The sequence below is a fragment of the Streptomyces sp. NPDC033165 genome, from assembly GCF_055577965.1.
Genome location: NZ_JBVIPK010000004.1, coordinates 259,418 through 283,824, shown reverse-complemented (window position 1 = coordinate 283,824; position 24,407 = coordinate 259,418). Strand labels below are relative to the sequence as shown.

17 protein-coding genes and 2 pseudogenes are annotated in these 24,407 nt (G+C 71.6%); 16 read left to right on the top strand and 3 right to left on the bottom strand.

Going from position 1 to position 24,407, the window contains the following annotated elements:
- Nucleotides 1-432 precede the first annotated feature (432 nt).
- The gene (locus ACZ5WC_RS12420; RefSeq protein ID WP_468540750.1) at nt 433-1,416 is read right to left on the bottom strand and encodes a helix-turn-helix transcriptional regulator; all 984 of its coding nucleotides are present in this window, start codon (nt 1,414-1,416) and stop codon (nt 433-435) included.
- Between the two features lie 225 nt (nt 1,417-1,641).
- Between ACZ5WC_RS12420 and ACZ5WC_RS12415 the strand changes: the two genes are divergently transcribed.
- The gene (locus tag ACZ5WC_RS12415) at nt 1,642-3,054 is read left to right on the top strand and encodes an aminopeptidase P family protein (protein ID WP_468540749.1); all 1,413 of its coding nucleotides are present in this window, start codon (nt 1,642-1,644) and stop codon (nt 3,052-3,054) included.
- Between the two features lie 141 nt (nt 3,055-3,195).
- Here ACZ5WC_RS12415 and ACZ5WC_RS12410 read toward each other — a convergent pair.
- Nucleotides 3,196-4,621 (bottom strand): annotated as a pseudogene (locus tag ACZ5WC_RS12410) (IS1182 family transposase).
- Nucleotides 4,622-4,806: 185 nt separating this feature from the next.
- On the bottom strand, nt 4,807-5,448 hold the full coding sequence (locus ACZ5WC_RS12405; protein WP_318199019.1) for a flavin reductase family protein: 642 nt from the start codon (nt 5,446-5,448) through the stop codon (nt 4,807-4,809).
- A gap of 67 nt (nt 5,449-5,515) precedes the next feature.
- Here ACZ5WC_RS12405 and ACZ5WC_RS12400 point away from each other — a divergent pair, with 67 nt between their 5' ends.
- The 15 genes and pseudogenes from ACZ5WC_RS12400 to ACZ5WC_RS12330 all read left to right on the top strand — a co-directional run bounded on the left by ACZ5WC_RS12400 (nt 5,516) and on the right by ACZ5WC_RS12330 (nt 24,390).
- Nucleotides 5,516-6,238: an ArsR/SmtB family transcription factor gene (locus ACZ5WC_RS12400; RefSeq protein ID WP_468540748.1), complete on the top strand. Its 723-nt coding sequence runs from the start codon at nt 5,516-5,518 to the stop codon at nt 6,236-6,238.
- A gap of 658 nt (nt 6,239-6,896) precedes the next feature.
- A complete protein-coding gene (locus ACZ5WC_RS12395; protein ID WP_468540747.1) occupies nt 6,897-7,424 on the top strand; it encodes a hypothetical protein in 528 nt (175 codons plus the stop codon).
- A 485-nt stretch (nt 7,425-7,909) separates the two neighbouring features.
- Complete coding sequence (locus tag ACZ5WC_RS12390; RefSeq protein ID WP_468540746.1) at nt 7,910-10,057, top strand: hypothetical protein; 2,148 nt, start codon at nt 7,910-7,912, stop codon at nt 10,055-10,057.
- Between the two features lie 101 nt (nt 10,058-10,158).
- Nucleotides 10,159-11,682, top strand: a complete 1,524-nt coding sequence (pelF, locus tag ACZ5WC_RS12385) for a GT4 family glycosyltransferase PelF (protein ID WP_468540745.1) — start codon at nt 10,159-10,161, stop codon at nt 11,680-11,682.
- Nucleotides 11,679-13,085, top strand: coding sequence for a hypothetical protein (locus ACZ5WC_RS12380; RefSeq protein WP_468540744.1), 1,407 nt, complete (start codon nt 11,679-11,681; stop codon nt 13,083-13,085). Before pelF ends, ACZ5WC_RS12380 begins: the two co-directional genes overlap by 4 nt.
- Before the next feature lie 58 nt (nt 13,086-13,143).
- Complete coding sequence (locus tag ACZ5WC_RS12375) at nt 13,144-14,145, top strand: SDR family NAD(P)-dependent oxidoreductase (RefSeq protein WP_468540743.1); 1,002 nt, start codon at nt 13,144-13,146, stop codon at nt 14,143-14,145.
- A 32-nt stretch (nt 14,146-14,177) separates the two neighbouring features.
- Nucleotides 14,178-14,891, top strand: a complete 714-nt coding sequence (locus ACZ5WC_RS12370; protein WP_468540742.1) for a nucleotidyltransferase family protein — start codon at nt 14,178-14,180, stop codon at nt 14,889-14,891.
- A 5-nt stretch (nt 14,892-14,896) separates the two neighbouring features.
- On the top strand, nt 14,897-15,823 hold the full coding sequence (locus tag ACZ5WC_RS12365) for an NAD-dependent epimerase/dehydratase family protein (RefSeq protein ID WP_468540741.1): 927 nt from the start codon (nt 14,897-14,899) through the stop codon (nt 15,821-15,823).
- Nucleotides 15,820-16,482, top strand: a complete 663-nt coding sequence (locus ACZ5WC_RS12360) for a spherulation-specific family 4 protein (protein WP_468540740.1) — start codon at nt 15,820-15,822, stop codon at nt 16,480-16,482. The genes ACZ5WC_RS12365 and ACZ5WC_RS12360 overlap by 4 nt, the downstream gene beginning before the upstream one ends.
- On the top strand, nt 16,479-17,306 hold the full coding sequence (locus ACZ5WC_RS12355; protein ID WP_468540739.1) for an endo alpha-1,4 polygalactosaminidase: 828 nt from the start codon (nt 16,479-16,481) through the stop codon (nt 17,304-17,306). Before ACZ5WC_RS12360 ends, ACZ5WC_RS12355 begins: the two co-directional genes overlap by 4 nt.
- A 288-nt stretch (nt 17,307-17,594) precedes the next feature.
- The gene (locus tag ACZ5WC_RS12350) at nt 17,595-19,064 is read left to right on the top strand and encodes an aldehyde dehydrogenase family protein (RefSeq protein WP_468540738.1); all 1,470 of its coding nucleotides are present in this window, start codon (nt 17,595-17,597) and stop codon (nt 19,062-19,064) included.
- Between the two features lie 72 nt (nt 19,065-19,136).
- A pseudogene (locus tag ACZ5WC_RS12345) lies at nt 19,137-19,423 on the top strand (amino acid permease); the annotation flags it as partial.
- A gap of 14 nt (nt 19,424-19,437) precedes the next feature.
- Nucleotides 19,438-21,012, top strand: a complete 1,575-nt coding sequence (locus ACZ5WC_RS12340) for a GMC family oxidoreductase (RefSeq protein ID WP_468540737.1) — start codon at nt 19,438-19,440, stop codon at nt 21,010-21,012.
- 124 nt (nt 21,013-21,136) lie between these two features.
- Nucleotides 21,137-23,653, top strand: coding sequence for an ATP-binding SpoIIE family protein phosphatase (locus ACZ5WC_RS12335; protein ID WP_468540736.1), 2,517 nt, complete (start codon nt 21,137-21,139; stop codon nt 23,651-23,653).
- A 197-nt stretch (nt 23,654-23,850) separates the two neighbouring features.
- Nucleotides 23,851-24,390, top strand: coding sequence for a hypothetical protein (locus tag ACZ5WC_RS12330; protein WP_468540735.1), 540 nt, complete (start codon nt 23,851-23,853; stop codon nt 24,388-24,390).
- The last annotated feature ends 17 nt before the right edge of the window (nt 24,391-24,407 follow it).

Below are 24,407 nucleotides of genomic sequence, written 5' to 3'. Positions count from 1 at the left end.
CGCAGCAGGCGGCATCTCACCCCACTTCCGACCCCGACGCCGCCTCCTCACCGCCCCCGACCACCGCTCAGCCCCACCACGCTGAGACACAACCCCAGCCGACCACTTCGCCGACCTGGAGGACTCCGCCCTGGCCCACCGGCCCTCGGGCACGTTTACCGCGAAAGCCGCCCGGCTCACACAGGCGCCACCGCCTACAACCTCACCCGCGCCGCGGCCCCGGTCCCGGTCCCGCCGTCAGTTTGTCCCACGCCCGCGCGTAGCCCAGCGCGGGGAACAGGGCCAGAGGGGGCAGGAACTACACCTCTTCCACGAAAACACCGGCGGCGGGCGCGGGGGCGACAACGAACAGGTCGCCCACAACAGCGCGCTCGCGCACACCCATCTGTGGCAGCGGCTCACGGGAGCGGAGGCGTCGACCACTCCTCGGACTCACAGCCACCCCGACCGCTGTGCCTGCAGCGCCAGCTGGAACCGGCTCGTAGCCCCGAGCCGGGCCATCAGGACCTGCACCCTACGGAAGAGCGTACGACGGCTGACGCCGATCTCCCGGGCGATCACATCGTCACTCGCGCCGGCCGCGAGCAGGCGGAGCAGACGGCGGTCGGCGGGCAGCAGTCCCGCGGGCCGGGCCGAACGGCCGTGGAACGGCAGCGCGTTCTGCCAGGACTGCTCGAACAGCGCCACGAGCGCGGAGAGCAGGCCGCACGGCTGCACGACCAGCATCGTGTTGTACACATCCGTCTCCTTGATCGACAGGGCGACCAGGGCGTACGCGTCGTCGATGATCACGAGCTTGACCGGCACCGACGGAAGGACCCGCGCCTGCTCGCCGGCCTCGATGCACGGCTCGATCGAATTCTCCAGCTGCCCTGGATGCTCCAGGGACTCCCGCGAGTACACGACCCGCTGGGTCACTCCGCGCGCGAGCGTGGCCAGTGCGTCGTCCATGGCGCCCGCGAGGGGAAAGTACGGCGGTGAGTCGAACTGCCGGATCTGCTCCCGGGCGCTCGTCCACGCCTGACGCATCCGGAGCCCGATGGCGTCACCGGTCACGACCTCCACCAGAGGATCGTGATACCCGGCGAGCCGCTGCCGCCGGAACGACTCGAACGCGCCCCCGACGGTGATCCGGGACTCGTCGAGTTCGGCCGCCCGGCGCCGCCCGAGGATCTCCAGGCCCGCGGCCGGCGGCACCGGCGCCACGACGGCGGAACCCTCCTCCGCGGTGCTCGCCAGACCGCAGTCGACCAGCTCGCGGTACGCCTCCGCCAGCGCCTCGTCCCCGAGCCCGGCCGCGGCACCGATCGAACTCAGCGGCGCTGGCCCGCACTCCAGGAGCGTTCGGTAGATCCGGGCGCCCTCCCGACTTATGCCCAGATACCGGAGTGCCTCGCCGAGTTTCTCATCCGCCATACACCGATTATCGACGTCCTCGATTCGGGGGCCGCCGGGTCCCGCCCGCTCGTGTGCCGTGACGGGCCTGAGAGCCGAACTCCGCCTGGCCGCCACGCCAGATACCGGCGTGGCTGATCCGTGCCACTGGCGGACTTCGGCAACCGGCGCCCACGTCGCGGAGTACCTTCCGGTGGCCGCCGGCCCGCGGCGGTCGTGGAACTCATCCGGAAGAAGGTGCAGGACGTGGCGAAGGGTCGCAAGAACAGCCTCTACCGAGGCGTCTCCGAGGAGCTCTCCACCCTGATGAGGTCGGGGTGGGCGGACACCGAGCGGCACGGGCTGCAGCCCGACGAGCAGGCCCCGTACGCAGCCCGCCGCCGAGCCGTGCTCTCCGCGCGCTTCCCCGGCGAGCGCCTCGTGATCCCCTCCGGCAACCTCAAGACCCGCTCCAACGACGACACGTACCCCTTCCGCCCGTACACGGGATACGTGCACATGACCGGCGACCAGGCACGCGACGGCGCCCTCGTGCTCGAACCCCGCGCGGGCGGCGGCCACGACGCCTACTGCTACCGGCTGCCGCGCGACAGCCGCGCCGACGACGAGTTCTGGATCGGCTGCACGGCCGAGCTCTGGATGGGCCGGCGCCGCTCGCTCGCGGAGGCCGAGGTCGTTCTCGGGCTGCCCTGTCGCGACGTACGCACGGCGGTCGACGACCTGGCTGCCGCCACCGGCGTCCCCACCCGGATCGTCCGTGGCATCGACCCGGCCCTTGAGGCCGCGGTCACCACGGACCAGGAGCGCGACGACGAGCTGGAGGAGGCGCTCTCCGAACTCCGGCTCATCAAGGACGCGTGGGAGATCGGCGAGATGCGCAAGGCTGTCGACTCGACCGTCCGCGGGTTCACCGACTGCGTCGGCGAGCTGTCGCGGGCCGTCGCGTCCTCCGAGCGGTGGATCGAGGGCACCTTCTTCCGCCGGGCGCGCCTGGAGGGCAATGCTGTCGGATACGGCTCCATCTGCGCCGCCGGTGACCATGCCACGATCATGCACTGGACGGAGAACGACGGCCCGGTCCGGCCCGGCGAGCTGCTGCTGCTCGACGCCGGCGTGGAGACCCGCTCCCTCTACACCGCCGACGTCACTCGCACACTCCCGATCGGCGGCACGTTCGCCCCGTTCCAGCGCCAGGTGTACGACGCGGTGTACGAGGCGCAGGAGGCCGGCATGGCCGCGGTCACGCCGGGTGCACCGTACCGCGACTTCCACGAGGCGTCCCAGCGTCACCTGACGGCGCGACTCGTCGAGTGGGGCTTCATCAAGGGCCCCGTCGACCGTGCGTACGCCCTGGGTCTGCAGCGTCGCTTCACGATGGCCGGCACCGGGCACATGCTCGGCCTGGACGTCCACGACTGCGCGCAGGCCCGCTCGGGGGAGTACGTCGACGGCATCCTCGCGCCGGGCATGGTGCTCACGGTCGAGCCGGGACTGTACTTCCAGCCTGACGACCTGACCGTGCCGCAGGAGTGGCGAGGCATCGGCGTCCGGATCGAGGACGACCTGGTCGTCACGGAGGACGGCCACGAGAACCTGTCGGCGGGCCTCCCCCGCTCCTCGGCCGAGGTCGAATCCTGGATGGCCCGCGTCGCGGGCTAGGAGCCCGGGTCAGTAACGGGCGAATGGCCGGGTTGTCAGGGTCGGCGGGATCGGCCACGGTTGCCCGCCCGGCGGCCTGCTGACCTGAGCCCGGGGCCTCCTGGGCCCCCGGATGGTTCGGAGGGGGCCTGGGCGGTCCGGTCACCCGGTCGCTGCGGCGAGTCCGGTGGTTGCGGTGTGTCGGAAGATCTTGAGGAGGTTGTGGCAGGCGGCCGGTAGTCGCCACTCTCCTCGGGCGCCGTCTTCGCCGCGGAGCATGAGCCTGCGGCCGTTTGGGCAGGTCATGATCTGTCCGAAGACGGGTTCGACGATGGCCTCGCGGCGGCTGTATGCGTTGCGGCCGGGTTTGGTCCGCAGCTTGCGGGCCATGCGTTCCTTCAAGGTGGCGTTCTTGGGGATGCGTCCGCTTGGTGCGGTCGGGGCCTGCTCGTCGTGGGCGAGTCTGCCGGTTGCCATGAACGTGGCGGTACCGCAGGTGAGTTGGCGCTCTTCTGCGGCTTCGAGATTCGTCTCGGAGCAGTATCCGGCGTCGACCAGTGCCCGCCTCGGGTGGATACCGGTGTTCGCCGCGCACTGGTCGAGCATCGTGGTGTAGTTCAGGGCGTCCGAGGCGTTCGTGGTCACGTTGGCGGCGGTGATGATCTGGTGGGCCTCGTCGACGACGGCCTGGGCGTTGTAGGCCTGGATGCAGGCGCCGGCGCCGTTCTTCATGATCCGGGAGTCGGGGTCGGTGAAGTTGGCCTGTGCCTTCGGTTTGGGACGGGCCTTCGCTGCGGCCTTGTGCCCGGCCTCGGTGACGGCCGGCTCGTCGTCGGCGCCGCCGCGTTCTTGACGGCGGCATTCCTTCTCCTCGGCGTGCACGCGTGCTTTGTCGGCGGCCTCGGCCTCGATCTGGGCGCGGGCGGCCTGCATCCGCCGCGAGGCGCTTCTCGTGGCGGTCCAGCTCGGCGGGCAGGTCGGTCTCCTTCCCGTCGATGCCGAAGAGCCGGTCCTTGGCCTCGCCGCTCGATTCGGCGTCGGCCAGCAACGCGGCGGCCATCGCTACCAGTTCGGCGGTCTCGGCCTCGACGCGTTCCTCCTTGTCGACCAGTCGGCCGTAGCTCATCGCCTTGTGCCTGGAGGCGCTTGCCTGGAGCTTCGCGCTGTCCAGGGCGACGCGGCCCGTCTTGGCCATGCCCAGCTTCTGGGCCAGGTGCAGGGACTGGGTGAACAGGTCGGCGAGTGCGTCCAGGTGGCGGCGGAAGCGGGAGACGGAGCGGAAGTCCGGGGCATGGCCGGCGGCCAGGAACCGGAACGCGACGTCGTCGGCGCACTTGCGCTCGATCGCCCGGGAGGATCGGACGCCGGTGGTGCAGCCGTAGATCAGCAGGCGCACCATCAGGCGCGGATCGTAGGGCGGGAAGCCGCGCTTCTCGGTGTGGCCGGCCAGGATCGGCCCCAGATCGAGCGCGTCATCGACCAGGTCGGCGGCGAACCGGGCCGGGTGCCCTTCGGGCAGCCAGTCGTCCAGCGACGGCGGCAGCAGCAGCGCCTGATGCGGGTCGAACGCCCGGAACCGCTTGTCCACCGCCGCCGGACCACCCCGCGGCTGCTGCTTCTCGACCGGCGCGACCTCGAACAGCCCTCCCCCACCACGCATACTGGCATTACTCAGCATGAATGCCCGCGCACCGAGGGTGAGCCCCCGGGTGATGGTCGGCGCTCAATCTCCTCGCTTGTCCCATGGCTCTTCGCGGTGGACCACTGGCTCAGTCAGGCTGTCTGGGAGCGGAAGCTGTGGCCCAGTTCGGGGCCGAGTCCGTAGTAGTGGCGAAAGTTGTAGATCAGCGGGCTCCACGCGGCCGGGTCGATGTGCTGGGAACCGGAAACGACGATCCGGGGATCAGCGTGCACCTTGAGCACACGGGCTTCGACGATGAGGAACTCTCCAGAGACATCGGGTTGGGCCCGGGCAACGCGGGCTTCCAACTGCATCGGGCATTCGGCGACGCGAGGCGGCCGAACCAGCTCGGAGGGCTGAGGCCGCAAGCCGGCGGCGGCGAACTTGTCCGGCTCGAAACGGAAGGAACCACGTTTGCCCACGGGTACCGGGGTGCGCCCGGTCAGCGGCGCCAATCGTTCTACCGCCGGCCACTGTGTGGGCGCGGGGAGGTTGACCACCAGATCACGGCGGCTGCGGAGATTATGTGCGGTCTGTCCATCAGCGCCAAGACCGAGGACGATCACGTGGCCCAGAGCCCAGGCCGAGGACATCGGCGCAAGATTGAAGGAGCCGTTCTCGTTCTCTGTGGAGAGCAGCACGACCGGCGTTCCGAAGTACAGGATGCTCGGCGTGACGGTCACGTGTTCGGAGGACAGGTCGGTGGGCGCGCTGCTGGGCGTAGCGGTGTTCATGGGGTCGACCGTAGACCTGCGATCCTTCGGCGGCCGCCGAAGGATCGCAGGGAGACAATGGACAGCGATGAACAGCCATGACGCTCACGTCGAGGGCCCTGACCTGGCCGCCCTGGCCGCACTGCTGGCCGACGGCACCCGGGCCAGCTTCTGCCTGGCCCTTCTGGACGGCCGTGCATGGACCGCGATCGAGTTGGCGCGCCATGCCGGAGTGGCCGCCTCGACGGCGACCGGGCACTTGAACCTCCTGGTCAGCGGAGGACTGCTCACACAGGAGCGCCAAGGCCGCCATCGCTACGTTCGCCTGGCCGACCCCGACACGGCCGAACTGATCGAGAAGCTTGCCTCGATGGCGCCTCGACGCGCCGATCCGCCCCGCTCGCTGCCCGCTGCCAACCGCAGCCGGGCGCTGGCCCGCGCCCGCACGTGCTACGACCATCTCGCCGGCGCTCTCGGGGTCGCGATCACCGAGGCGATGACCGATCGGGGGCTGCTGGACTGGGAGCAGGGGCTGACTCTCACCAGCGACGGGACCGCCTGGCTTGCTGAACTCGGCATCGCACAACCGCCCGCCACGCGACGCCCGCAGGTTCGCTCGTGCCTGGACTGGACAGAACGCCGCCCCCACCTGGCTGGCGCCGTCGGCGCCGCCCTGTGCCGTCACACCTTCGACGCTGGCTGGATCACTCGGATCGGCACAAGCCGCGCCGTCGCTCTCACCGACACCGGCAAGCGCGCGCTCAAGGACCACCTCGGTCTGGTTGACGAGACGCAGACTCCGGTCAGGTGAACACCAGCCCCCTGGGCCGGACACTACGGCCACCCACGTTTCAGGCGACACAGCCAGTCTTCCGTTACTGCCCCACGCTCCCGGTACTGCCCCACGCTCCCGGCCTCGCGCTTTCAGGGCGAGGCCGGGGCTGACGCCTCCCGTGCACAGGTCTCGCCCCGGTCCGCACCGCACTCGCGGGGAGGGAGGCGACGATGCCGGTCAGAACGTTCGGGCCGATGGCGCAGATCCCCCGGAACGAATCCGCCAGGATAGTGCGGTGGAGACCAGAGTGCGGTGGACACCAGAGTGCAGTGGAGACCCGGATGACGAGCGGCGCGCCGATGAACGCGGCCAGGGGCAAGCCCGCCCGGGAAGGCCCTGGATGTGGTGCCCGAAAGCGGGTGCGGCGGGTGCCGGTCCACACCGCGGCACGGGTTGCGAGCCCTCGGAATTCGCCATTGGCCTCGCGACCCGTGTCATCCGGCAGGGCAACGCGCGGCGACTCTCCGTATCCGCACAACATCATGGCGTTGTCGTGCGGGAACAGCCCTCCGCACCACCGCGCGAAGACGGCTGCACAAGACCTTCACCATCCAATCGCTTTCAGCCGCACCGTGCCCGCGGTGCGGCTCAGGGTGCAGACGGTGCGCGTGGACCGCGCCTACTCTCCCGGGCCATGAGATCCACTCACACGAGACGCCTCGGTCTCGCCACGATCATCGCCCTCGCCCTCGCGCTCTTCGGCCTGGCACCCTCCGCGAGCGCCGCCGACCCGGCGCCGGCCGAACTGTCGTTCACGACCGACGCCGCCACCACCACGCCCGGCGGTGAGGTGAACCTGTCGATGACGATCAAGAACAATCAGACGTACGACATCTGGTTCATCTACCAGTCCATCGACCCGACCTGGCTGACCACCCAGCGCCCCGACCTCAAGTACAGCTTCGTCGGCTGCAGCCTGGCGACGGACGCCGGGGCCGTCCCGTGTTCCGGCACCGGGCCGGCGAACCTCGGCGGCAACTACGGCACCACCATCCCGCCCGGCCAGAGCCGTACGGTCACCCTGGCCTTGCAGGTCGCCGCCGACTCCGGCTGCAACGGCAACATCGGCTTCTACTCCTACTTCTACGCGGAGTTCAGCGACAGCAGCAGCGTCAGCGGCGGCCCGGTCTACACACCCGAGACCCGCGTGCTGTGCGCGTGATCGCACCCCCGCTCCCCCCGAGGGACGCACACTCCCGCTGAGCGCGACCTCATGGACGAAGACGGTGGCCGGCCCCTGCTCCACACCGGCCGCCGTCGGCATGCCACCCCAGGAGTGACTTGATCCAGCTCCACAGCGACCGGAATTCTGGTCTGGCCCATCGATGTTTCTCGCCCTCGACATCCCGTGGCCCGCAGCCCGCCGCTCGCCTTCCGCAGCAGCACACGAGCCTGCGAGCGACTCCCACGGCCAGGACCGGAGGCTCCGCAGCCACCGAAGACGACCATCTTGTCGGATTGATCGTCACATATGCTTTTCCGTCAAGTTCCCCAGCGGCCACATAAAAACTCCACACAGACCTCACCATGTGACTCGACGGATGCGTCGACGACCGGCGCCTCAGAGAGGCAGCGGCGTGGTCTTGGGGTGGGGCAGGCTCTGACAGGAGCCCGACCTCCCCCACCCTGGGGAGGGATTTCCACCGCATGAAGCGGACCATTCGCACCACCGCGCTCATAGTGGGCACACTGATGGCAGCGATCGGATTACCGGCTGCCACCGCCCAGGCGGGCGATCCGGCACCGCGCGTCGATCTGCGCGTGCTCGTCGTGAGCGACGGGGGGCCGTCCACCGACGCCATCGCCGCCGAACTGGAGAACGCCGGAACGCCGTACACCGAAGTCGAACTGGAGGACGCCGACCGGCCCGTGATCGACGCGGGCTTCCTCGCCGACACCGTCGACGGCCGACCGCGCGCGAAGTACCAGGCCGTCGTCCTGCCCAACGACAACCCGTTCCCGACGGGCTCCGCCGAGATGGCGGCCATCGTGGCCTACGAGCGGGCGTACTCGATTCCACAGGTCGACGCCTACACCTACGCGCGTCCACAGGTAGGGCTCAACGCAGCGGTCGGCACGGGTTACGCCGGCAGCATCGACGGGGTGCGCGCCGAGGTGACGCAGGCCGGCAAGGCCGGGCCCTTCGGCTACCTGGAGGGCACTGTCCCCTTCGAGGACAACTCCCCCACCGTGAGCGAGTCCTACGCCTACCTCTCGACGCCGGCAGCGGGTGCCGACTTCACCCCTTACGTCCAGGCCGCCATCCCGGGCAGACCGACGATGGGCTCCCTGGTGGGCGAGTACCGGCACGACGGGCGGCGTCAGCTTGTCGTCACCTTCGTCTACAACCGGTACCAGCAGCAGTACCGGCTGCTGGCCAGGGGCATCGTGGAGTGGATGACCGGTGGGGTGCACCTCGGCGCCGACCGCAACTACTTCGCGGTCCACGTCGACGACGTCTTCGCCGCTGACGACCGCTGGGACACCGTGCTCAACTGCACGCCCGGAGACGTGGACTGCCAGCCGGGCGAGGGCACTCCGAACCCGATACGCATGGTCCCGGCCGACGTCGATCACGCCACCGCCTGGCAGAACGGCCGGGACTTCACACTCGACTTCGCCTACAACGCCTCCGGCACCGTCGACCACCGCGAGGACAACGGCGGTCAGGACGCCCTCGCCGACAAGCTCCTGGCCGACCGCGACCAGTTCCGCTGGATCAACCACACCTACACCCACGCCTTCCTGGGCTGTGTGCAGGACACAGGCGTGGTGCCGTGGAAGTGCGCGACGAACGCGGACGGATCCACCCGGTGGGTCGGCCGGAACGCGATCGCCGACGAGATCGCGACCAACGAGGCGTGGGGCGCGGCAGCCGGACTCCCTCTCAGGCGCGAGGAGTTGGTCACCGGCGAGCACTCCGGTCTGAAGATCACCCCTCAGCAGCCGGAGGACAACCCCAACCTGGGACTCGCCCTCACCGACACGGGCATCGAGTGGCTGGGCTCGGACAACTCCCGGGACCCCGTGCAGCGCCGGGTCGGCACCGCCACGACCATCTCCCGCTACCCGATGAACGTCTTCTACAACGCCGGGCGGGAAGCCGAACAGGTCGACGAGTACAACTGGATCTACACCGGCCGCGCCCAGGGCGGCAGCGGGATCTGCGAGGACAACCCTGCCACCTCCACCTGCCTGGCCGCGCCGCTGGACATCGCCACCGGCTACACCGAGCACATCGTCCCGCTGGAGACCCGGATCGCACTGGGGCACGTCCTCTCCAACGACCCCAAGCCCCACTTCATCCACCAGTCGAACCTCGCCGAGGACCGCATCGCCTATCCGGTGCTCGACGGTGTGCTCGGCGCCTACGACGACCTGTTCACCGCCGACACCCCCGTGGTGAATCTCCGCATGAAGGACATCGGCGTCGAGATGCAGCGCCGGGCAGCCTGGCGGGCCGCCATCGACGCGGGCCAGGTCACCGCCTACCGGATCGGCGACAGTGTGACCGTGCATGCGCCCGGGGGTGTGGCGATCGCGGCCACCATGCCCGCCGGTACCCGGCACGGCGGCACCGGCTTCGGGGCTCCCTACGCGGGCAAGGTCTCCGGCTGGGGCTCGGCCGAAGGCCTGCCCTACACCCTGGACCTGCCCATGTCCGCGGGTACGGCGGCCGCGGCGGACACGCCGTACGAAGCACCCGCCGTGACCGGCGCACCGACGGGCGCCGCCCCCCGGACCGAGATGCCCTCCGGCGTGGTGGAGCGGGTCCCCCACGGCGCGGAACGCTGACAGGCGTACGCCCCTGCTGTCCCGGTCGCCGGTGCGGCGGCCGGGGCGGGCCCGCGCCCCCCGGGCCCGACAACCTCACTTCCCGGCCGTGGAGCAGATCGATGTACTTTCCCCACGGCGCGCGACACTCCGGCGCGTCGCGCGTCACCCTGCTCACCGAAGGCACCTACCCGCACAGTCATGGTGGCGTGAGCGTCTGGTGCGACCAACTCGTCATCGGCATGCCGGACATCGCGTTCGACGTGATCGCCGTCACCGGAACCGGCCGCGAGCCGGTCGTCTGGGACGTTCCGGACCACGTCGGCCGCATCGTCTCCGTCCCCATGTGGGGCCCCGCCCCCGAGGGGCGGGCGCCGCGCGGGAACCACCGCCGGCGGCTCGCCGAGTCCTACGAGCGGTTCGTGACCGCGCTGCTCGACCCGCGCGCAGAGGACGGCTTCGGCCCGGGCCTGTACGCGCTGGCGCGGGCCGCCGAGGACGGCAGGCTCAGCCCGTTCCTGCGCGGGGACCAGGCCATCGGCATTCTGACGGCCGTCTGGAACCGGTCCGGACTCGCGGTGCGCGAGGCCCGGCCGACCCTGCAGGACGCGGTGACCGCGACCGCGCTGCTGGAGCACGCCCTGCGGCCGCTGGCCGCGCCGTACCCGGAGGCGGGAGTGGCGCACGCGGTCAGCGGAGGCGTGGCGGTCCTACCGGGCCTCGCCGCGCTGGAACGGCACGGTGTGCCGCTGCTGCTCACCGAGCACGGCGTGTATCTGCGCGAGCGCTACCTCGGATACCGCACCGCTCCCTACCGGTGGCCGGTGAAGGCGCTCGTACTGGGCTTCTTCCGGCTGCTGGCGGAGGAGACGTACCGGCGGGCCGCCCTGATCACCCCGGGCAACCGCTACAACCGGCTCTGGGAGGAGCACGGAGGCGCCGCGCCCGATTCGATCCGGACCGTCTACAACGGCGTTGACCCCGCCGCGTTTCCGCCCGCCGGCCCGGAACCTGCCGACCCCGTGCTCAGCTGGGCCGGCCGTGTCGACCCGATCAAGGACCTGGAGACCCTGATCCGCGCCTTCGCCCTCGTACGGGCGCGGATGCCGACCGCGCGGCTGCGCCTGTTCGGCGGCACGCCGCGCGGCGGGGAGGCCTACCGGGACCGGTGCGAGGCACTGGCCGCGGAGCTGGGCCATGCCGCCGCGGTCACCTTCGAGGGCCGGGTCGAGGACATCAGGGACGCCTACGCGGCGGGGAACGTCGTGATGCTCTCCAGTATCAGCGAGGGCTTCCCCTTCACCCTGATCGAAGCCATGTCGTGCGGGCGGGCGACCGTCTCCACGGACGTGGGCGGCGTCCGGGAGGCAGTAGGAGACACCGGTCTCGTCGTGCCGCCCCGTGATCCGGCCGCGATGGCCGCCGCGGCACTGGAGTTGCTGGCCGACGCCGAGCGGCGCCGGAGGATGGGCGAGGGGGCCCGGCTCAGGGTGATCGAGCAGTTCACCCTCCGGCAGACCATCGACACCTTCCGTTCCATCTACCAGGAGCTGTCCGGTTCCGGCGGCCGGAGAGCGCCCTCGGCCGTGGAGGAACACGTGCCGACGACGGTGGGCAGGTCACCGGTGAGGAGCGCGGCCGGATGAGTGGACCCATGCCGCTGGAACCGGGCGGCGCGGAACAGGACACGCTGGCACTGCGCCTCGCCGACGACCGCACCCTCGCCCTGCGCCTCGCCGGCCCCTACCCGCCTGCCCCGGTCCTGCCCGGCCACGGGGCGCGAGCCGACGCGGTGGACGGACTGGCCGCCGCACTGGCCGAACGTATCGCGCCCGCGGTCCACCCCTATGAGGTCGCCGCGCTACTGGAATCCGAGGGCCTCACCGGTGACGTGATCCGGGAGAAGTACGGGCACACCGACCTGTTCTCGCTGGCGACGGCGTTGTACCGGCGCGTACCGCGGACGTTCCCCGAGCCGCCCCGCCCCACCGACCCTTGGCGACCTGACCATCTGCGCTGCGCCTTGCGAGGGCTGCTGTTCGCGCTCCCCGGCCTCGCGTACGCACTCGCCGGGCGGCTGCTGCCTCCTGACGGCGCGGTGCGGGCTCTGGTGGTGGCCGGGCTCATCTCCTGGGCCTGGAACCAGGCACTGGGCCACCGGGCCTACCTGCGCCTGGCGGCCGGGCGGCTGGAGGCGGGCCGCACCCTGGCGAAGGGGGCACCGCTGGGGGCTGCCACGGCCGTCACCGCCGGTGCCGCTCTCTCGGGGTCGGCCGTGACGGCCCTGGCCGTCACGGCCCAGTCGGCATACCTCGCGGCGGCCGGTGTGCTGCTCGTGCTGGGCCGCGAACGGCTGCTGCTGGCGGTCCTCGTGCCGGTCACCGCCTGCGGGACGTCGCTGCTGTGGTGGGAACCCGGGAACGTGCTCCGCGCCGGGCTGCCGCTGCTGTCACTCCTCGGTGCTGTCGCCGCGGCCGCCTGGGCGTTGCGCGCCACCCGCGCGGTCCCGGCCGCGCCCGGCACCGCGCGTCCGGGGCTGTGGCCGTCCCTGCCGTACGGCCTGTTCGGACTGGCCGCCGGATCACTCGTGTTCCTGGCGGGCCGGGACCATCCCTGGGCCGTGATCGTGCTGACCCTGAGCATGGGGCCGGCCGAGTGGCTGCTGTACCGCTACCGCGGACTGTCGGTGGCGGCCCTGCGGTCCACCAGGACGCTCGGCGGGTTCCGGGCCCGCTCCGCAGCCGTTCTCGCCGGCTGCCTGCTGGTGTACCTCGGCCCTCTCCTACCGGCGGCGCTGCTCGTGGACGCCGAGCCCGCCACCCTGCTGCTGCTCGCCGCAACTCTGTGGATTTCCCTGCTGCTTCAGGCGTTCGGCACCGCCTGGCCGCCGGCCGCCGTGGGTCTGACCGCGGCGGCGTTCTCCGGCGCGGGGATGCTGACCGGCGTCCCGCCGGGCACCGCGGCGCTGCCGCTGAGCTGCGGTGCTGCCGTGCTCTGTCTCACCGCCGTGACCCTACGGCGGCTGGGCCGACCCACCGCACACGGCTGACGGGACTCCACCGACCGACCACCGACCACCGACCACCGACCACCGGAAGGAATCCACCTTGAACGCCCCATCGCTCGCCGCCGTCACCGGAGCCGAGGGCTTCATCGGTTCCCACCTCACCGAGGCGCTCGTCGCCGCCGGGCACCGGGTGAGGGCCATGGCGCAGTACAACTCCTTCTCCTCGTACGGCTGGCTCGAAACCCTCCCCCCCGCCGTCCTGGACCAGGTCGAGATCGTCCTCGGCGACGTCCGGGACCCGGGTTCGGTCCGCCATCTCGTCGAAGGGGCCGACAGCGTCTACCACTTGGCCGCGCTCATCGCCATCCCCTACTCCTACCGGGCACCCCACAGCTACGTGGACACCAACGTCACCGGCACGCTGAACGTGCTGGAGGCGGTACGGGCCGCGGGCACACCGCGGTTGGTGCACACCTCTACCAGCGAGACCTACGGCACCGCGCAGACCGTGCCGATCACCGAGGACCACCCCATCAACACCCAGTCCCCCTACGCGGCTTCGAAGGCGGGCGGGGACCGGCTGGCCGACAGCTATCACGCCAGCTTCGACACCCCGGTGGTGACGCTGCGGCCGTTCAACACCTTCGGGCCGCGGCAGTCCATGCGGGCCGTGATCCCTACCGTCATCGGCCAGGTAGCGGCCGGGGAACGGACCATCACCCTCGGCGACCTGCGTCCCACCCGGGACTTCACCTTCGTCAAGGACACCGCGCAGGCGTTCCTGGCGGTGGGCTCCGCGCCCGCCGAGCGGGTCGTGGGCCGCACTTTCAACGCCGGTACGGGCGGCGAGATCTCCGTCGGCGACCTGGTCGCCCTCATCGGCAAGGTGATGGACACCGCGCTCGACGTCCGCGAGGACACGCAGCGGCTGCGGCCCGCGAACTCCGAGGTCATGCGGCTGGTCGCGGATGCCGGGCGACTGCGCGCGGCGACCGGCTGGAGCCCGGCGCACAGCCTGGAGGAGGGCCTCGCGCAGACGGTGGAGTTCTTCCGCGAGCCGGACAACCTCGCCCGCTACAAGACCGGCATCTACAACATCTGACCGCACCCGGCACTTCGAGCAAGGGGAAGACCATGTACGCAGTGATCATGGCCGGTGGCAAGGGTGTCCGGCTGCGGCCCTACACAACCACCCTGCCCAAGCCGCTGGTGCCCATCGGAGACCAGCACGCCATCCTCGAAATCGTCCTGCGCCAGCTCGCCTCGGCCGGCTTCACCGGCTGCACCATCGCCATCGGCCATCTCGGCGAGATCATCCGGGCCTACGTCGGCGACGGCTCCCAGTGGGGCCTGCGAGTCGACTACTCCACCGAGGAATCCCCGCTGGGGACCATGGGGCCGCTCCTGACGATGCGTGAACGGCTTCCGGAGCACTTCCTGGTGATGAACGGGGACATCCTCACCGACCTCGACTACGCCGACGTCCTCCACAGCCACCAGAGCTCCGGAGCACCTCTGACCATCGCCACGTACGCGCGCCAGGTGTGCATCGACTTCGGTGTACTGACCACCGACGCGGGCAAGGTCGTCGGCTTCACGGAGAAGCCGAGCCTGGACTACCGCGTTTCCATGGGGGTGTACGGGTTGACCCGGGCCACGCTCGACGGGTACACCGCCGGGCTGCCGCTGGGCTTCGACGAGTTGGTGCTGGACCTGCTGGGTTCCGGCAACCCGCCGCTCGCCTACGACTTCGACGGCTACTGGCTGGACATCGGCCGTCCCGACGACTACGACCGGGCCAACGCGGAGTTCACCAGCCGCAAGTCCCTGCTGCTCAAGGGGGCCTGAGCGGTATGCGCGTTCTCGTCCTTGGCTCCACCGGTTACCTGGGGGCCCACGTCGCCGAGCGGCTCGGTGCTCTCAAGGGCACGCGGGTCCTCACCGGCGGGCGGTCCCCCGCCGCCGACGTTCCCGTCGACCTCGCCACCGACTCCCTCGACCGGCTCGCGAAGACCCTGGCGTCGGCGGCGCCGGACGCCGTGGTCAACTGCGCCGGGGCGACCGGCGGGAACCCGGTGACGCTGGCGGAAGCCAACGCCCGGGGGCCCGCCGTCCTGTGCGAGGCCATGGTTCTGGCCTGCCCCTCGGCCCGGCTGGTCCACCTCGGTTCGGCCGCCGAGTACGGCCCGGGCACCGGCAGGGTCCCGACGGCGGAGTCTGCGGCCACCCGCCCGCTCAGCGCCTACGGGGCCACGAAACTGGCCGGCACGGCCACCGTCTCGACCTCCGCTCTGGACGCACTCGTCCTCCGGGTCGGTAATCCGGTGGGGCCCGGGGCGCCACCCGGCGGACTGCCCGGCCGGGTCACCCGGCTCCTGCGCGAGGCGGGTTCGGACACGGACGCGGTGCTCCGCCTCGGGGACCTGTCGGCGTACCGCGACTTCGTCGACGCACGTGACGTGGCGCGGGCGGTGGAGCGGGCGGTGACCGCGCCCGGGCCGTTGCCGCGCGTGCTCAACATCGGCGGCGGCGACGCCGTACCGGTGCGCGACCTGGTGCATACCCTCGCGGAGATCGCGGGCTTCGGCGGACGCATCGAGGAACAGGGCGCCGGCTCCGCCCGCTCGGATCAGGTGTCCTGGCAGTGTTCCGACATCTCTGCCGCCGGGACAGCCCTTGGCTGGCGTCCCTCGTATGTGCTGCGGGAGTCTCTGACCGCACTGTGGTCCGCCGGTGCCCACCCCCCGGCCCCGCGCGGGGAAGGCGAACCGTCATCGTGAGCCTTCTGATCCCGCTGTACGTCCACCCGGCTGTGGACCCAGCCGCCTGGCACCGGCTCATTGAAGCGGCCGACCGTACCTACGCGGTCGTGCTCAATCCCGCGGACGGGCCGGGCGGCGCGGCCGATCCCGCCTTCGTCTCCGTGGCGGGCGCGCTGCGCGGAGCGGGTGCCCGCGTGCTCGGCTATGTGGACACCGACTACGGCACCCGGCCTGCCGTCGATGTCACCGCCGATGCCGCCCGGCACCGGGAGTGGTACGCCACCGACGGCTGTTTCCTGGACCGGGTGAGCGCCGCCGGGGACGCGCTGTCCGCTTACCGGAAGCTGGTACGCGCGCTGCGCCGGCAGGGCGCGTCGCCCGTGGTCCTCAACCCGGGCGTGCACCCGGCTCCCGGCTACGCCAGGATCGCCGATCTCCTCGTCACGTTCGAGGGTCCCTGGTCCACCTATGTGTCGGCGTTCAGCAGACCCGACTGGACGACGCGCTGTCCGCCCGACCGCTTCTGTCACCTGGTGTACGGCGTGCCCGAGGCACTGGCCCCGCTGGCCGTGCGCACCGCCAACGAGCGTGGCGCCGCGGTGTCGGGCCCGGTGACCGGGAAGCCGCCCAACCCGTGGGCCCGGCTGACACCGGTGCTGTCCGGAGCGGGGCGGTGAAACCCGGAGCCCGGCCGTGGGCCACCCTGCTGGCTGTGCTGACGGTCGCGGTGACCACCCTGCTGTCCGGTTGTTCCGATACGGGCGGCAGCCGGGACACCGCGTCGGGCGGACCGGGCAAGAGCAGGTGGCAGCCTCGTCCGGGGCTGGCCTGGCAGTGGCAGCTCGACGGGAAAGTCGACGCCTCGGCTGCCGACGTGCCGGTCTATGACATCGACGGCTTCGAGAACGACGCCGAGGACGTCGCCCGGCTCCACCGCGCCGGCCGCAAGGTGATCTGCTACATCAACGTGGGCGCCTGGGAGGACTACCGGCCCGACAAGGACGCGTTCCCCCGCTCGGTGCTGGGCGGGCCGAACGGCTGGGACGGTGAGCGCTGGCTCGACATCCGGCGGATCTCCCTGCTTCGGCCGATCATGGAACGGCGGTTCGACATGTGCCGGAGGAAGGGATTCGACGCGGTGGAGCCCGACCTCGTGGAGGGGTACGCCGACGACACGGGCTTCCCGCTCACCGCGCAGGACCAGCTGCGCTACAACCGCATGATCGCTCGCATCGCCCACGAACGCGGCCTGGCTGTGGGCCTGAAGAATGATCTCTCGCAGATCCCGCAGCTGGTGGGCGCCTTCGACTTCGCGGTCAACGAGCAGTGCGCGCAGTACGGCGAGTGCGCGAAGCTCACACCGTTCATCGAGGCGGGCAAGGCCGTCTTCCATGTCGAGTACACCGAGCCGACCGACCGCTTCTGCCCCGAGTCCCGCAGGCTGGGCCTCTCCTCCATGCGGAAGAAGTGGGAGCTGGGGACCTGGCGCAGGGCCTGCTGAGCAGCGAGGCCGGGTCCGGAGGGGTTCGGGCCACCGCCCCCCGGGCCGCCCACGGCACCTCCGTGATCCGACCGGTGTCCCCACCGGTACCCCGGTCGGATCAGCCCCCAGCACCAGAGCGCTGAGTCCCGCCCGGGGAGCTGGGTGCCGGGGCGGGTTCGTCGGTTCGGCCGCGCTCGTGCTGCGCGCCCGGGCCGCCGCGCCTACCGTCGGTCATGGATCGCCACCGGGATGCCGCAGGGACGGCGTACGGCCGGGCGACCGGTCCAGCCGCACTTGGAGGAGCCCATGCCGGAGCTGTTCATCGACGGGCAGTGGACCGCTGCCCTCGACGGGCGGACGCGGGAGATCCGCTGTCCCGCCGACGGGAGTCTGGTGGCCGTCGTGGACGAGGGCGGGGCGCGGGACGCCGACGCGGCCGTTCGCGCGGCCCGGCGGGCGTTCGACGACGGGCCCTGGCCGGGGACACCGGCCGGCGAGCGGGGGCGGCTGCTGCTGCGGGTCGCGGAGCTGCTGGAGCGGGACAAGGACGTCTTCGCGCGGGCCGAGTCGCTGGACACGGGGAAGCGGCTGGTCGAGAGCGCGTACGACATGGACGACATCGCGAACTGCTTCCGGTACTTCGGCAACCTCGTCGCGGCCGGGGACGGGGGCCGGGTCGTGGAGACCGGGGTCGCGGACGTCGACAGCCGGATCGTGCACGAACCCGTCGGGGTGTGCGCGCTCATCACCCCGTGGAACTATCCGCTGCTCCAGACCGCCTGGAAGGTCGCTCCGGCGCTCGGGGCCGGTAACACGTTTGTGCTGAAGCCGAGCGAGCTGACTCCGCACACCGCCGTTCTGCTCATGGGGCTGCTGGCCGAGGCCGGGCTGCCGGACGGGGCCGCGAATCTGTTGCTCGGGGCGGGGGGCGTGGTGGGCGCGCCGCTCACCGAGGACCCCCGGGTGGACATGGTGTCGTTCACCGGCGGGCTCGTGACCGGGCGGAGCATCATGGCGGCCGCCGCGCCCACCGTGAAGAAGGTGGCCCTGGAGCTGGGCGGCAAGAACCCCAACATCGTCTTCGCCGACGCCGACTTCGACACCGCCGTCGACTACGCGCTGATGGCGGTGTTCCTGCACTCCGGCCAGGTCTGTTCCGCCGGGGCCCGGCTCCTGGTGCAGGACGAGCTGCACGACCGGTTCGTGGACGAGCTGGTGGCGCGGGCCCGGCGGATCAGGCTCGGCGGGCCCTTCGACGAGGACGCCCGCAGCGGTCCGCTGATCTCCGCCGAGCACCGCGACAAGGTCGAGGCGTACGTGGCGGAAGGTGTGGCCGAGGGCGCGGTGGTGCGCTGCGGGGGTGCGCGGCCCGACGATCCGGCGTTGGCGAACGGCTTCTACTACCCGCCGACCGTGCTGGACGAGTGCACGGCCGGGATGTCCGTGGTGCGGGACGAGTCGTTCGGGCCGGTGCTCACCGTGGAGCGGTTCCGGGACGAGGAGGAGGCTCTGCGGCTGGCCAACGACACCGTGTACGGGCTGGCGGGGGCTGTTTGGACGCGGGACGGCGAGCGCGCCCACCGGGTGGCGTCCCGGCTGCGGGCGGGCACCGTGTGGATCAACGACTTCCACCCCTACGTACCGCAGGCGGAGTGGGGCGGCATGAAGCAGTCCGGTTTCGGCCGGGAACTGGGGCCCGCCGGGCTAGCCGAGTACCAGGAGGCCAAGCACATCTGGCGCAATGTCGCGGCGGCTCCCCAGCGATGGTTCGAGTGAGCGGCACCGAGGTCACCGGTCTGCGTCCCGGCTGTGCGGGCCGCCCCGGTCCGCGGCCGCACGGCACCGGGGAAGCCGCGCGAGGGCGTGCTCCCGGCGGGACGGTGGGGGCCGCCGGTCGACCGGCTCGCGGTGCTGTGGGGCACGGCGATGTCCCTCGACCGGGCCTGGCCGCGCGCCGAGGACCGCGACGCGCCGGGTCCGCGGTACGGATAGCCGCGGTGGGGCGTTCCTGTTCAACGGGGTCGTCGCGCTCGGCGGCTCCGCCCACCGCTGGTCCGTCCGGCGGCACCGCACGGGTGCTCGCCGAGCACCGCTTCGAGGCGGAGCCGCCCGCCGCTCCCCCGCCGACCCTCTGAACCCTGGAGACGCGATGCCCGAAGAGAACTCTGTGCCCACGTACGACTACGTCGTGGTCGGCGGCGGTACGGCCGGAGCCGTCGTCGCCGCCCGGCTCACCGAGGACCCCGCCGTCACCGTCTGCGTCCTGGAGGCGGGGCCCTCCGACGTCGGGGACGACAACGTCCTGCGGCTGGAGCAGTGGATGGCGCTGCTGGAGTCGGGTTACGACTGGGACTACCCGGTGGAACCGCAGGAGAACGGCAACAGCTTCATGCGGCACGCCCGTGCCAAGGTGCTCGGCGGCTGCTCCTCGCACAACTCGTGCATCGCCTTCTGGGCCCCGGCCGAGGACCTCGACGAGTGGGGCGCGCTGGGCTGTACGGGGTGGAGCGCGGCGGACTGCTTCCCCCTTTACCGACGGCTGGAGACGAACGACGCGCCCGGCGACCACCACGGGCGCTCCGGTCCCGTCACCATCCGTACCGTGCCGCCCCGCGACCCGTGCGGGGCGGCCCTGCTGGAGGCCTGTGCGGCGGCGGGCATCCCCACCGTCCCCTTCAACACGGGCAGCACGGTGATCCGGGGTGCGCACTGGTTCCAGATCAACGCCCGGGAGGACGGCACCCGCTCCTCCGCCTCGGTCTCGTATCTGCATCCGGTGCTGGGGAAGCGTCCCAACCTGGACGTACGCACAGGGCTCCAGGCGAAGCGGCTGCTGTTCGAGGGCGACCGGTGCGCCGGCGTTGAGTACCTGGAGCCCGACACCGTGCACAGCGGGGCGGTGCACGCCCGACGCGAGGTGGTCGTCGCCTGCGGCGCGATCGACTCCCCGAAGCTGCTGATGCTGTCCGGCATCGGCCCGGCCGGGCATCTGCGGGAGACCGGGGTGGACGTGCGGGTGGACTCCCCCGGTGTCGGCTCACACCTCCAGGACCATCCGGAGGGCGTGATCATGTGGGAGGCGAAGCGGCCCATGGTCACCACCTCGACCCAGTGGTGGGAGATCGGCATCTTCGCGGATACCGAGGAGGGTCTGGACCGGCCGGACCTGATGTTCCACTACGGCTCGGTGCCCTTCGACATGAACACCTACCGGCGCGGCTACCCGACCTCGGACAACGCGTTCTGTCTGACCCCCAACGTCACCCGCGCCCGGTCCAGGGGCACGGTCCGGCTGCGGACCCGGGACTTCCGCGACAAGCCCCGGGTCGATCCCCGCTACTTCACCGACGAGCACGACGTACGGGTCATGACCCACGGGCTGCGGCTGGCGCGGGACATCGTCGGGCGGCCGCCGATGGCCGACTGGGCGGGCGCCGAGCTGGCCCCGGGCCCGGGTGCGACCACGGACGCCGAGCTGCTCGACTACATCCGTGAGACCCACAACACCGTCTACCACCCGGCCGGGACCGTACGGATGGGCCCGGCGGACGACCGGGAGTCACCACTCGACCCTCGGCTGCGGGTCAAGGGGGTCACGGGGCTGCGGGTGGCCGACGCGTCCGTCATGCCGGTCCTGTCGACGGTCAATCCGTGCATCACCACGATGATGATCGGCGAGAAGTGCGCCGACCTGATCAAGGCCGACGCCGCCGGGACGGGGTGAGCGGCACCCCGGGCACAGATTCGCACACGTACTCGAATCATAGGGCGTCCTCCCGCCGGGCGCGGTTGTGCCGGTCCCGGGCAGGGCGGATTCTGAAGGTAATGAACCAGGCCGGTGTGGTGCGGTGAGCGCAGCGAACACGGCGGAGAGCGCCGATTTCCGTGGCCCCCTGGACATCACCAGGGCGGCCACGGTGGTTCTGGACGCCGAGGACACCGTCATCGGCTGGAGCCCCGCGGCAGCCGAGCTGCTCGGGCACCGGCCGTCCGACGCCCTGGGGCGGCCGCTCAGCGCCTTCCTGTCGGCGCGGCCGGTCGAGGGGCCCCCGGTACCCGACGTACCGGGCCCGCCTCCCCTCACGGGGAACGACTTCCATGTGGCGCGCACCCGGGACGGCCGTGAGCTGCTGGTGGCCACCGCGACCTGCCCCCTGCCGGGCGCCCCCGGCGGCCCCGGCACCCCGGACCGGGTCCTGGTGGCGGCGGAGGTCGGGGAGCTGCGGCACTGGGAATCGCGGCTGGCCCTGCTCCAGGGGCTGGCGACGCAGTCGCCCGTGGGCCTGGCCATCTACGACACCGATCTACGGCTGACCTGGAGCAACACCGCGTACGAGCGGGAGATCGGGCAGCCGCTCGACACCTACCGGGGCAAGCGGGCCGACGAGCTGTACTCCGGGGGCTCCTTCGTGACCCCGGGCTACCCGCAGACCCTCGACGCCGTCATGCACCACGTCCTGGCCACCGGAGAGCCGATCCTCGATCTGCACTTCCGGGGACAGCCGCCCAGCGACCCGGGCAGGGACCACCTGTGGTCCTGCTCCTACTACCGGCTGGAGGACTCCCACGGGCATGTCTTCGGTGTGTGCGAGGACGCGTTCGACATCTCCGACCGCTACCGGGCGCAGGAGCGGCTGACCCTCCTCGTCGAGGCCGGACGCAGCATCGGCACCGTCCTGGACGTGGTGACCACCGCCGAGGAGGTCGCGGAGGTCGCGGTGCCGGACTTCGCCCGGGCGGTACGGGTCGACGTGACGCGCGCCGCGGTGACCGGCGAGACGGCGGCCGCCGGGAGCACGGCGGACATGGCCCTGCTGCGGGTCGCCGAACGGTCGGCCACGGGCCCGGCGGCCCCGGACCCGGGCCGTTCGGCCACGGCGGAGGGGAGCGCGGACGTCACGGACCCCGCCGACCCCCGGCACCGGTACCCGCCCGTCGCCTATCCGCCCGGATCGCCCCAGAACCGCAGCCTGTCCTCCGGCGGGCTCGTCCTCGACGAGAGCACCCTGGTCGTCCCGCTCCGGGCCGGCGGCGGCATCCTGGGGCTCGTCACCTTCGACCGGGCCGTACAAGCCGACGCCCCGGGCCATGCGCCCGCCCCGGCGACCACCTTCGACGGCGGCGAGGTCGCGCTGGCCGACGAGCTGGCGGCCCGGGCGGCCGTCTGCATCGACAACGCCCGCCGCTACACCCGCGAGCGCACCGCCTCGCTCGCCCTCCAGCGGCAGCTGCTCCCCCACCATCTGCCGCCGCGGTCCGCCGTGGAGACCGCCTACCGCTATCTGCCCGCCGACGACGTGACCGGGGTCGGCGGGGACTGGTTCGACGTGATCCCGCTGTCCGGGACCCGGGTCGGCCTGGTGGTCGGGGACGTGGTCGGACACGGCCTCCAGGCCGCCGCCACCATGGGCCGGCTGCGCACCTCCGTACGGGCCTTCGCCCAGCTGGACATGGCCCCCGACGAGCTGCTGACCCGGCTGGACGACCTCGTGGGGCAGCCCGCCGAGGAGCAGTACGACGCGTACGGGACGGCCACGGATGCCACCGGCGCCGCAGGCGGGACGGCTTCCCACGCGTACGACGACGTGACGACCGGGGCGACCTGCCTGTACGCGGTCTACGACCCGGTCTCCCGGCACTGCGTCATGGCCCGGGCCGGGCACCTGCCTCCGGCGATCGTGGACCCCGGGGGCCGGGTGTCCTTCCCGGACCTGCCCGCCGGGCCGCCGCTGGGCCTGGGCGGCCTGCCGTTCGAGTCCATGGAGATCTACCTACCGGTGGGCAGTCTTCTCGCGCTGTTCACCGACGGGCTGGTCGAGGCCCGGGACCACGACATCAGCCGGGGCCTCGACGCGCTCGGCCGGGTGCTGGCCGACCCCTCGGCCTCGCTGGACGACCTGTGCGACCGGGCGGTCGCCGAGCTGGTGCCCGGCGGTACGAGCGCCGACGACACGGCCCTGCTCCTGGTCCGTACCCGCGAACTGGCCGAGGGGCGGGTGGCCGAATGGGAGCTGTCGGCGGAGCCGGTGTCGGTGGGCCGGGCCCGCGAACTGGCCACCGGGCAGCTGGAGGCCTGGGGCCTGGCGGAGCTGTCGTTCTCGACCGAACTGGTCGTCAGCGAACTGGTCACCAACGCGGTCCGGTACGCGGGCGGGCCGCTGCGGCTGCGCCTCATCCGCGACCGCACCCTGCTGTGCGAGGTCGCGGACACCGGTCACACCTCGCCGCACCTGCGGCACAGTGCGGAGGACGACGAGGGCGGACGCGGCCTGTTCATCGTCGCGCAGCTCGTCCAGCGGTGGGGCACGCGGTACACCCGGACCGGAAAAACCATCTGGACCGAGCAGGCCCTTCCCCTTCTGTGACCTCTCAACTCCGGTGACCTTCCCACCCCGCCGGCTCACCAACCCCCTTGATTCCCAGCTTTGTTGACCTTCACAGTCCAGCGACACCCCGACGCTGTTGACATCCCGACAGACATCGACTTAGGTATGCCTTACCTAAGTCGACTGGGTGTCCGTGGTTCTTTCTGGTCAACAATGTTGAGAAAGGTGCTCATCGAATGAGTGCTGTCCCCTCCACCCGTACCGTCGCCCGCGCAGGCCTCGCCGCCTTCGCCGCAGCCGCGCTGGCGCTGACCTTCGCCTCCCCGGCCGCCGCCGCGACCGGTACCCGCACGATCACCGACGGGGGCACGACCTACGACCTGTCGCTCACGGCCCCGGACACCGCGGCCGCCTCGGGCGCCAACGTCACCGTCTCCGGCAGCGGTTACAACACCGGCCAGGGCGTCTACGTGAGCCTGTGCGTGGTGGACGGGGCGCAGGGCGCCGGCAAGCCCTCGCCGTGTCTCGGCGGCCAGGACGAGTCCGGCACCACCGGCGCCTCGCACTGGGTGTCCAACCTGGGCGGCGGCATCCTGCCCAACAGCTCGACCTTCGGCGCGGGCGGCTCCTTCAGCGTCCGGATACACGTCAAGGCCGATCTCGGCGGCGGCAACGTCTGCGGCGACACCGTCGAGTGCGCCATCGTGACCCGCGCCGACCACACCGACACCAACGACCGCAAGTACGACGTCCACACCCCGATCGACTTCGTGTAACACCCCCGGCCATACGC

What these genes read in the sequence shown, in the direction of transcription:
- ACZ5WC_RS12420 (WP_468540750.1), bottom strand. Translation starts at nt 1,416, where the DNA reads ATGGCGGATGAGAAACTCGGCGAGGCACTCCGGTATCTGGGCATAAGT.
- ACZ5WC_RS12405 (WP_318199019.1), bottom strand. Translation starts at nt 5,448, where the DNA reads ATGAACACCGCTACGCCCAGCAGCGCGCCCACCGACCTGTCCTCCGAA.
- ACZ5WC_RS12400 (WP_468540748.1), top strand. Translation starts at nt 5,516, where the DNA reads ATGAACAGCCATGACGCTCACGTCGAGGGCCCTGACCTGGCCGCCCTG.
- ACZ5WC_RS12395 (WP_468540747.1), top strand. Translation starts at nt 6,897, where the DNA reads ATGAGATCCACTCACACGAGACGCCTCGGTCTCGCCACGATCATCGCC.
- ACZ5WC_RS12390 (WP_468540746.1), top strand. Translation starts at nt 7,910, where the DNA reads ATGAAGCGGACCATTCGCACCACCGCGCTCATAGTGGGCACACTGATG.
- pelF (WP_468540745.1), top strand. Translation starts at nt 10,159, where the DNA reads ATGTACTTTCCCCACGGCGCGCGACACTCCGGCGCGTCGCGCGTCACC.
- ACZ5WC_RS12380 (WP_468540744.1), top strand. Translation starts at nt 11,679, where the DNA reads ATGAGTGGACCCATGCCGCTGGAACCGGGCGGCGCGGAACAGGACACG.
- ACZ5WC_RS12370 (WP_468540742.1), top strand. Translation starts at nt 14,178, where the DNA reads ATGTACGCAGTGATCATGGCCGGTGGCAAGGGTGTCCGGCTGCGGCCC.
- ACZ5WC_RS12365 (WP_468540741.1), top strand. Translation starts at nt 14,897, where the DNA reads ATGCGCGTTCTCGTCCTTGGCTCCACCGGTTACCTGGGGGCCCACGTC.
- ACZ5WC_RS12350 (WP_468540738.1), top strand. Translation starts at nt 17,595, where the DNA reads ATGCCGGAGCTGTTCATCGACGGGCAGTGGACCGCTGCCCTCGACGGG.
- ACZ5WC_RS12340 (WP_468540737.1), top strand. Translation starts at nt 19,438, where the DNA reads ATGCCCGAAGAGAACTCTGTGCCCACGTACGACTACGTCGTGGTCGGC.
- ACZ5WC_RS12330 (WP_468540735.1), top strand. Translation starts at nt 23,851, where the DNA reads ATGAGTGCTGTCCCCTCCACCCGTACCGTCGCCCGCGCAGGCCTCGCC.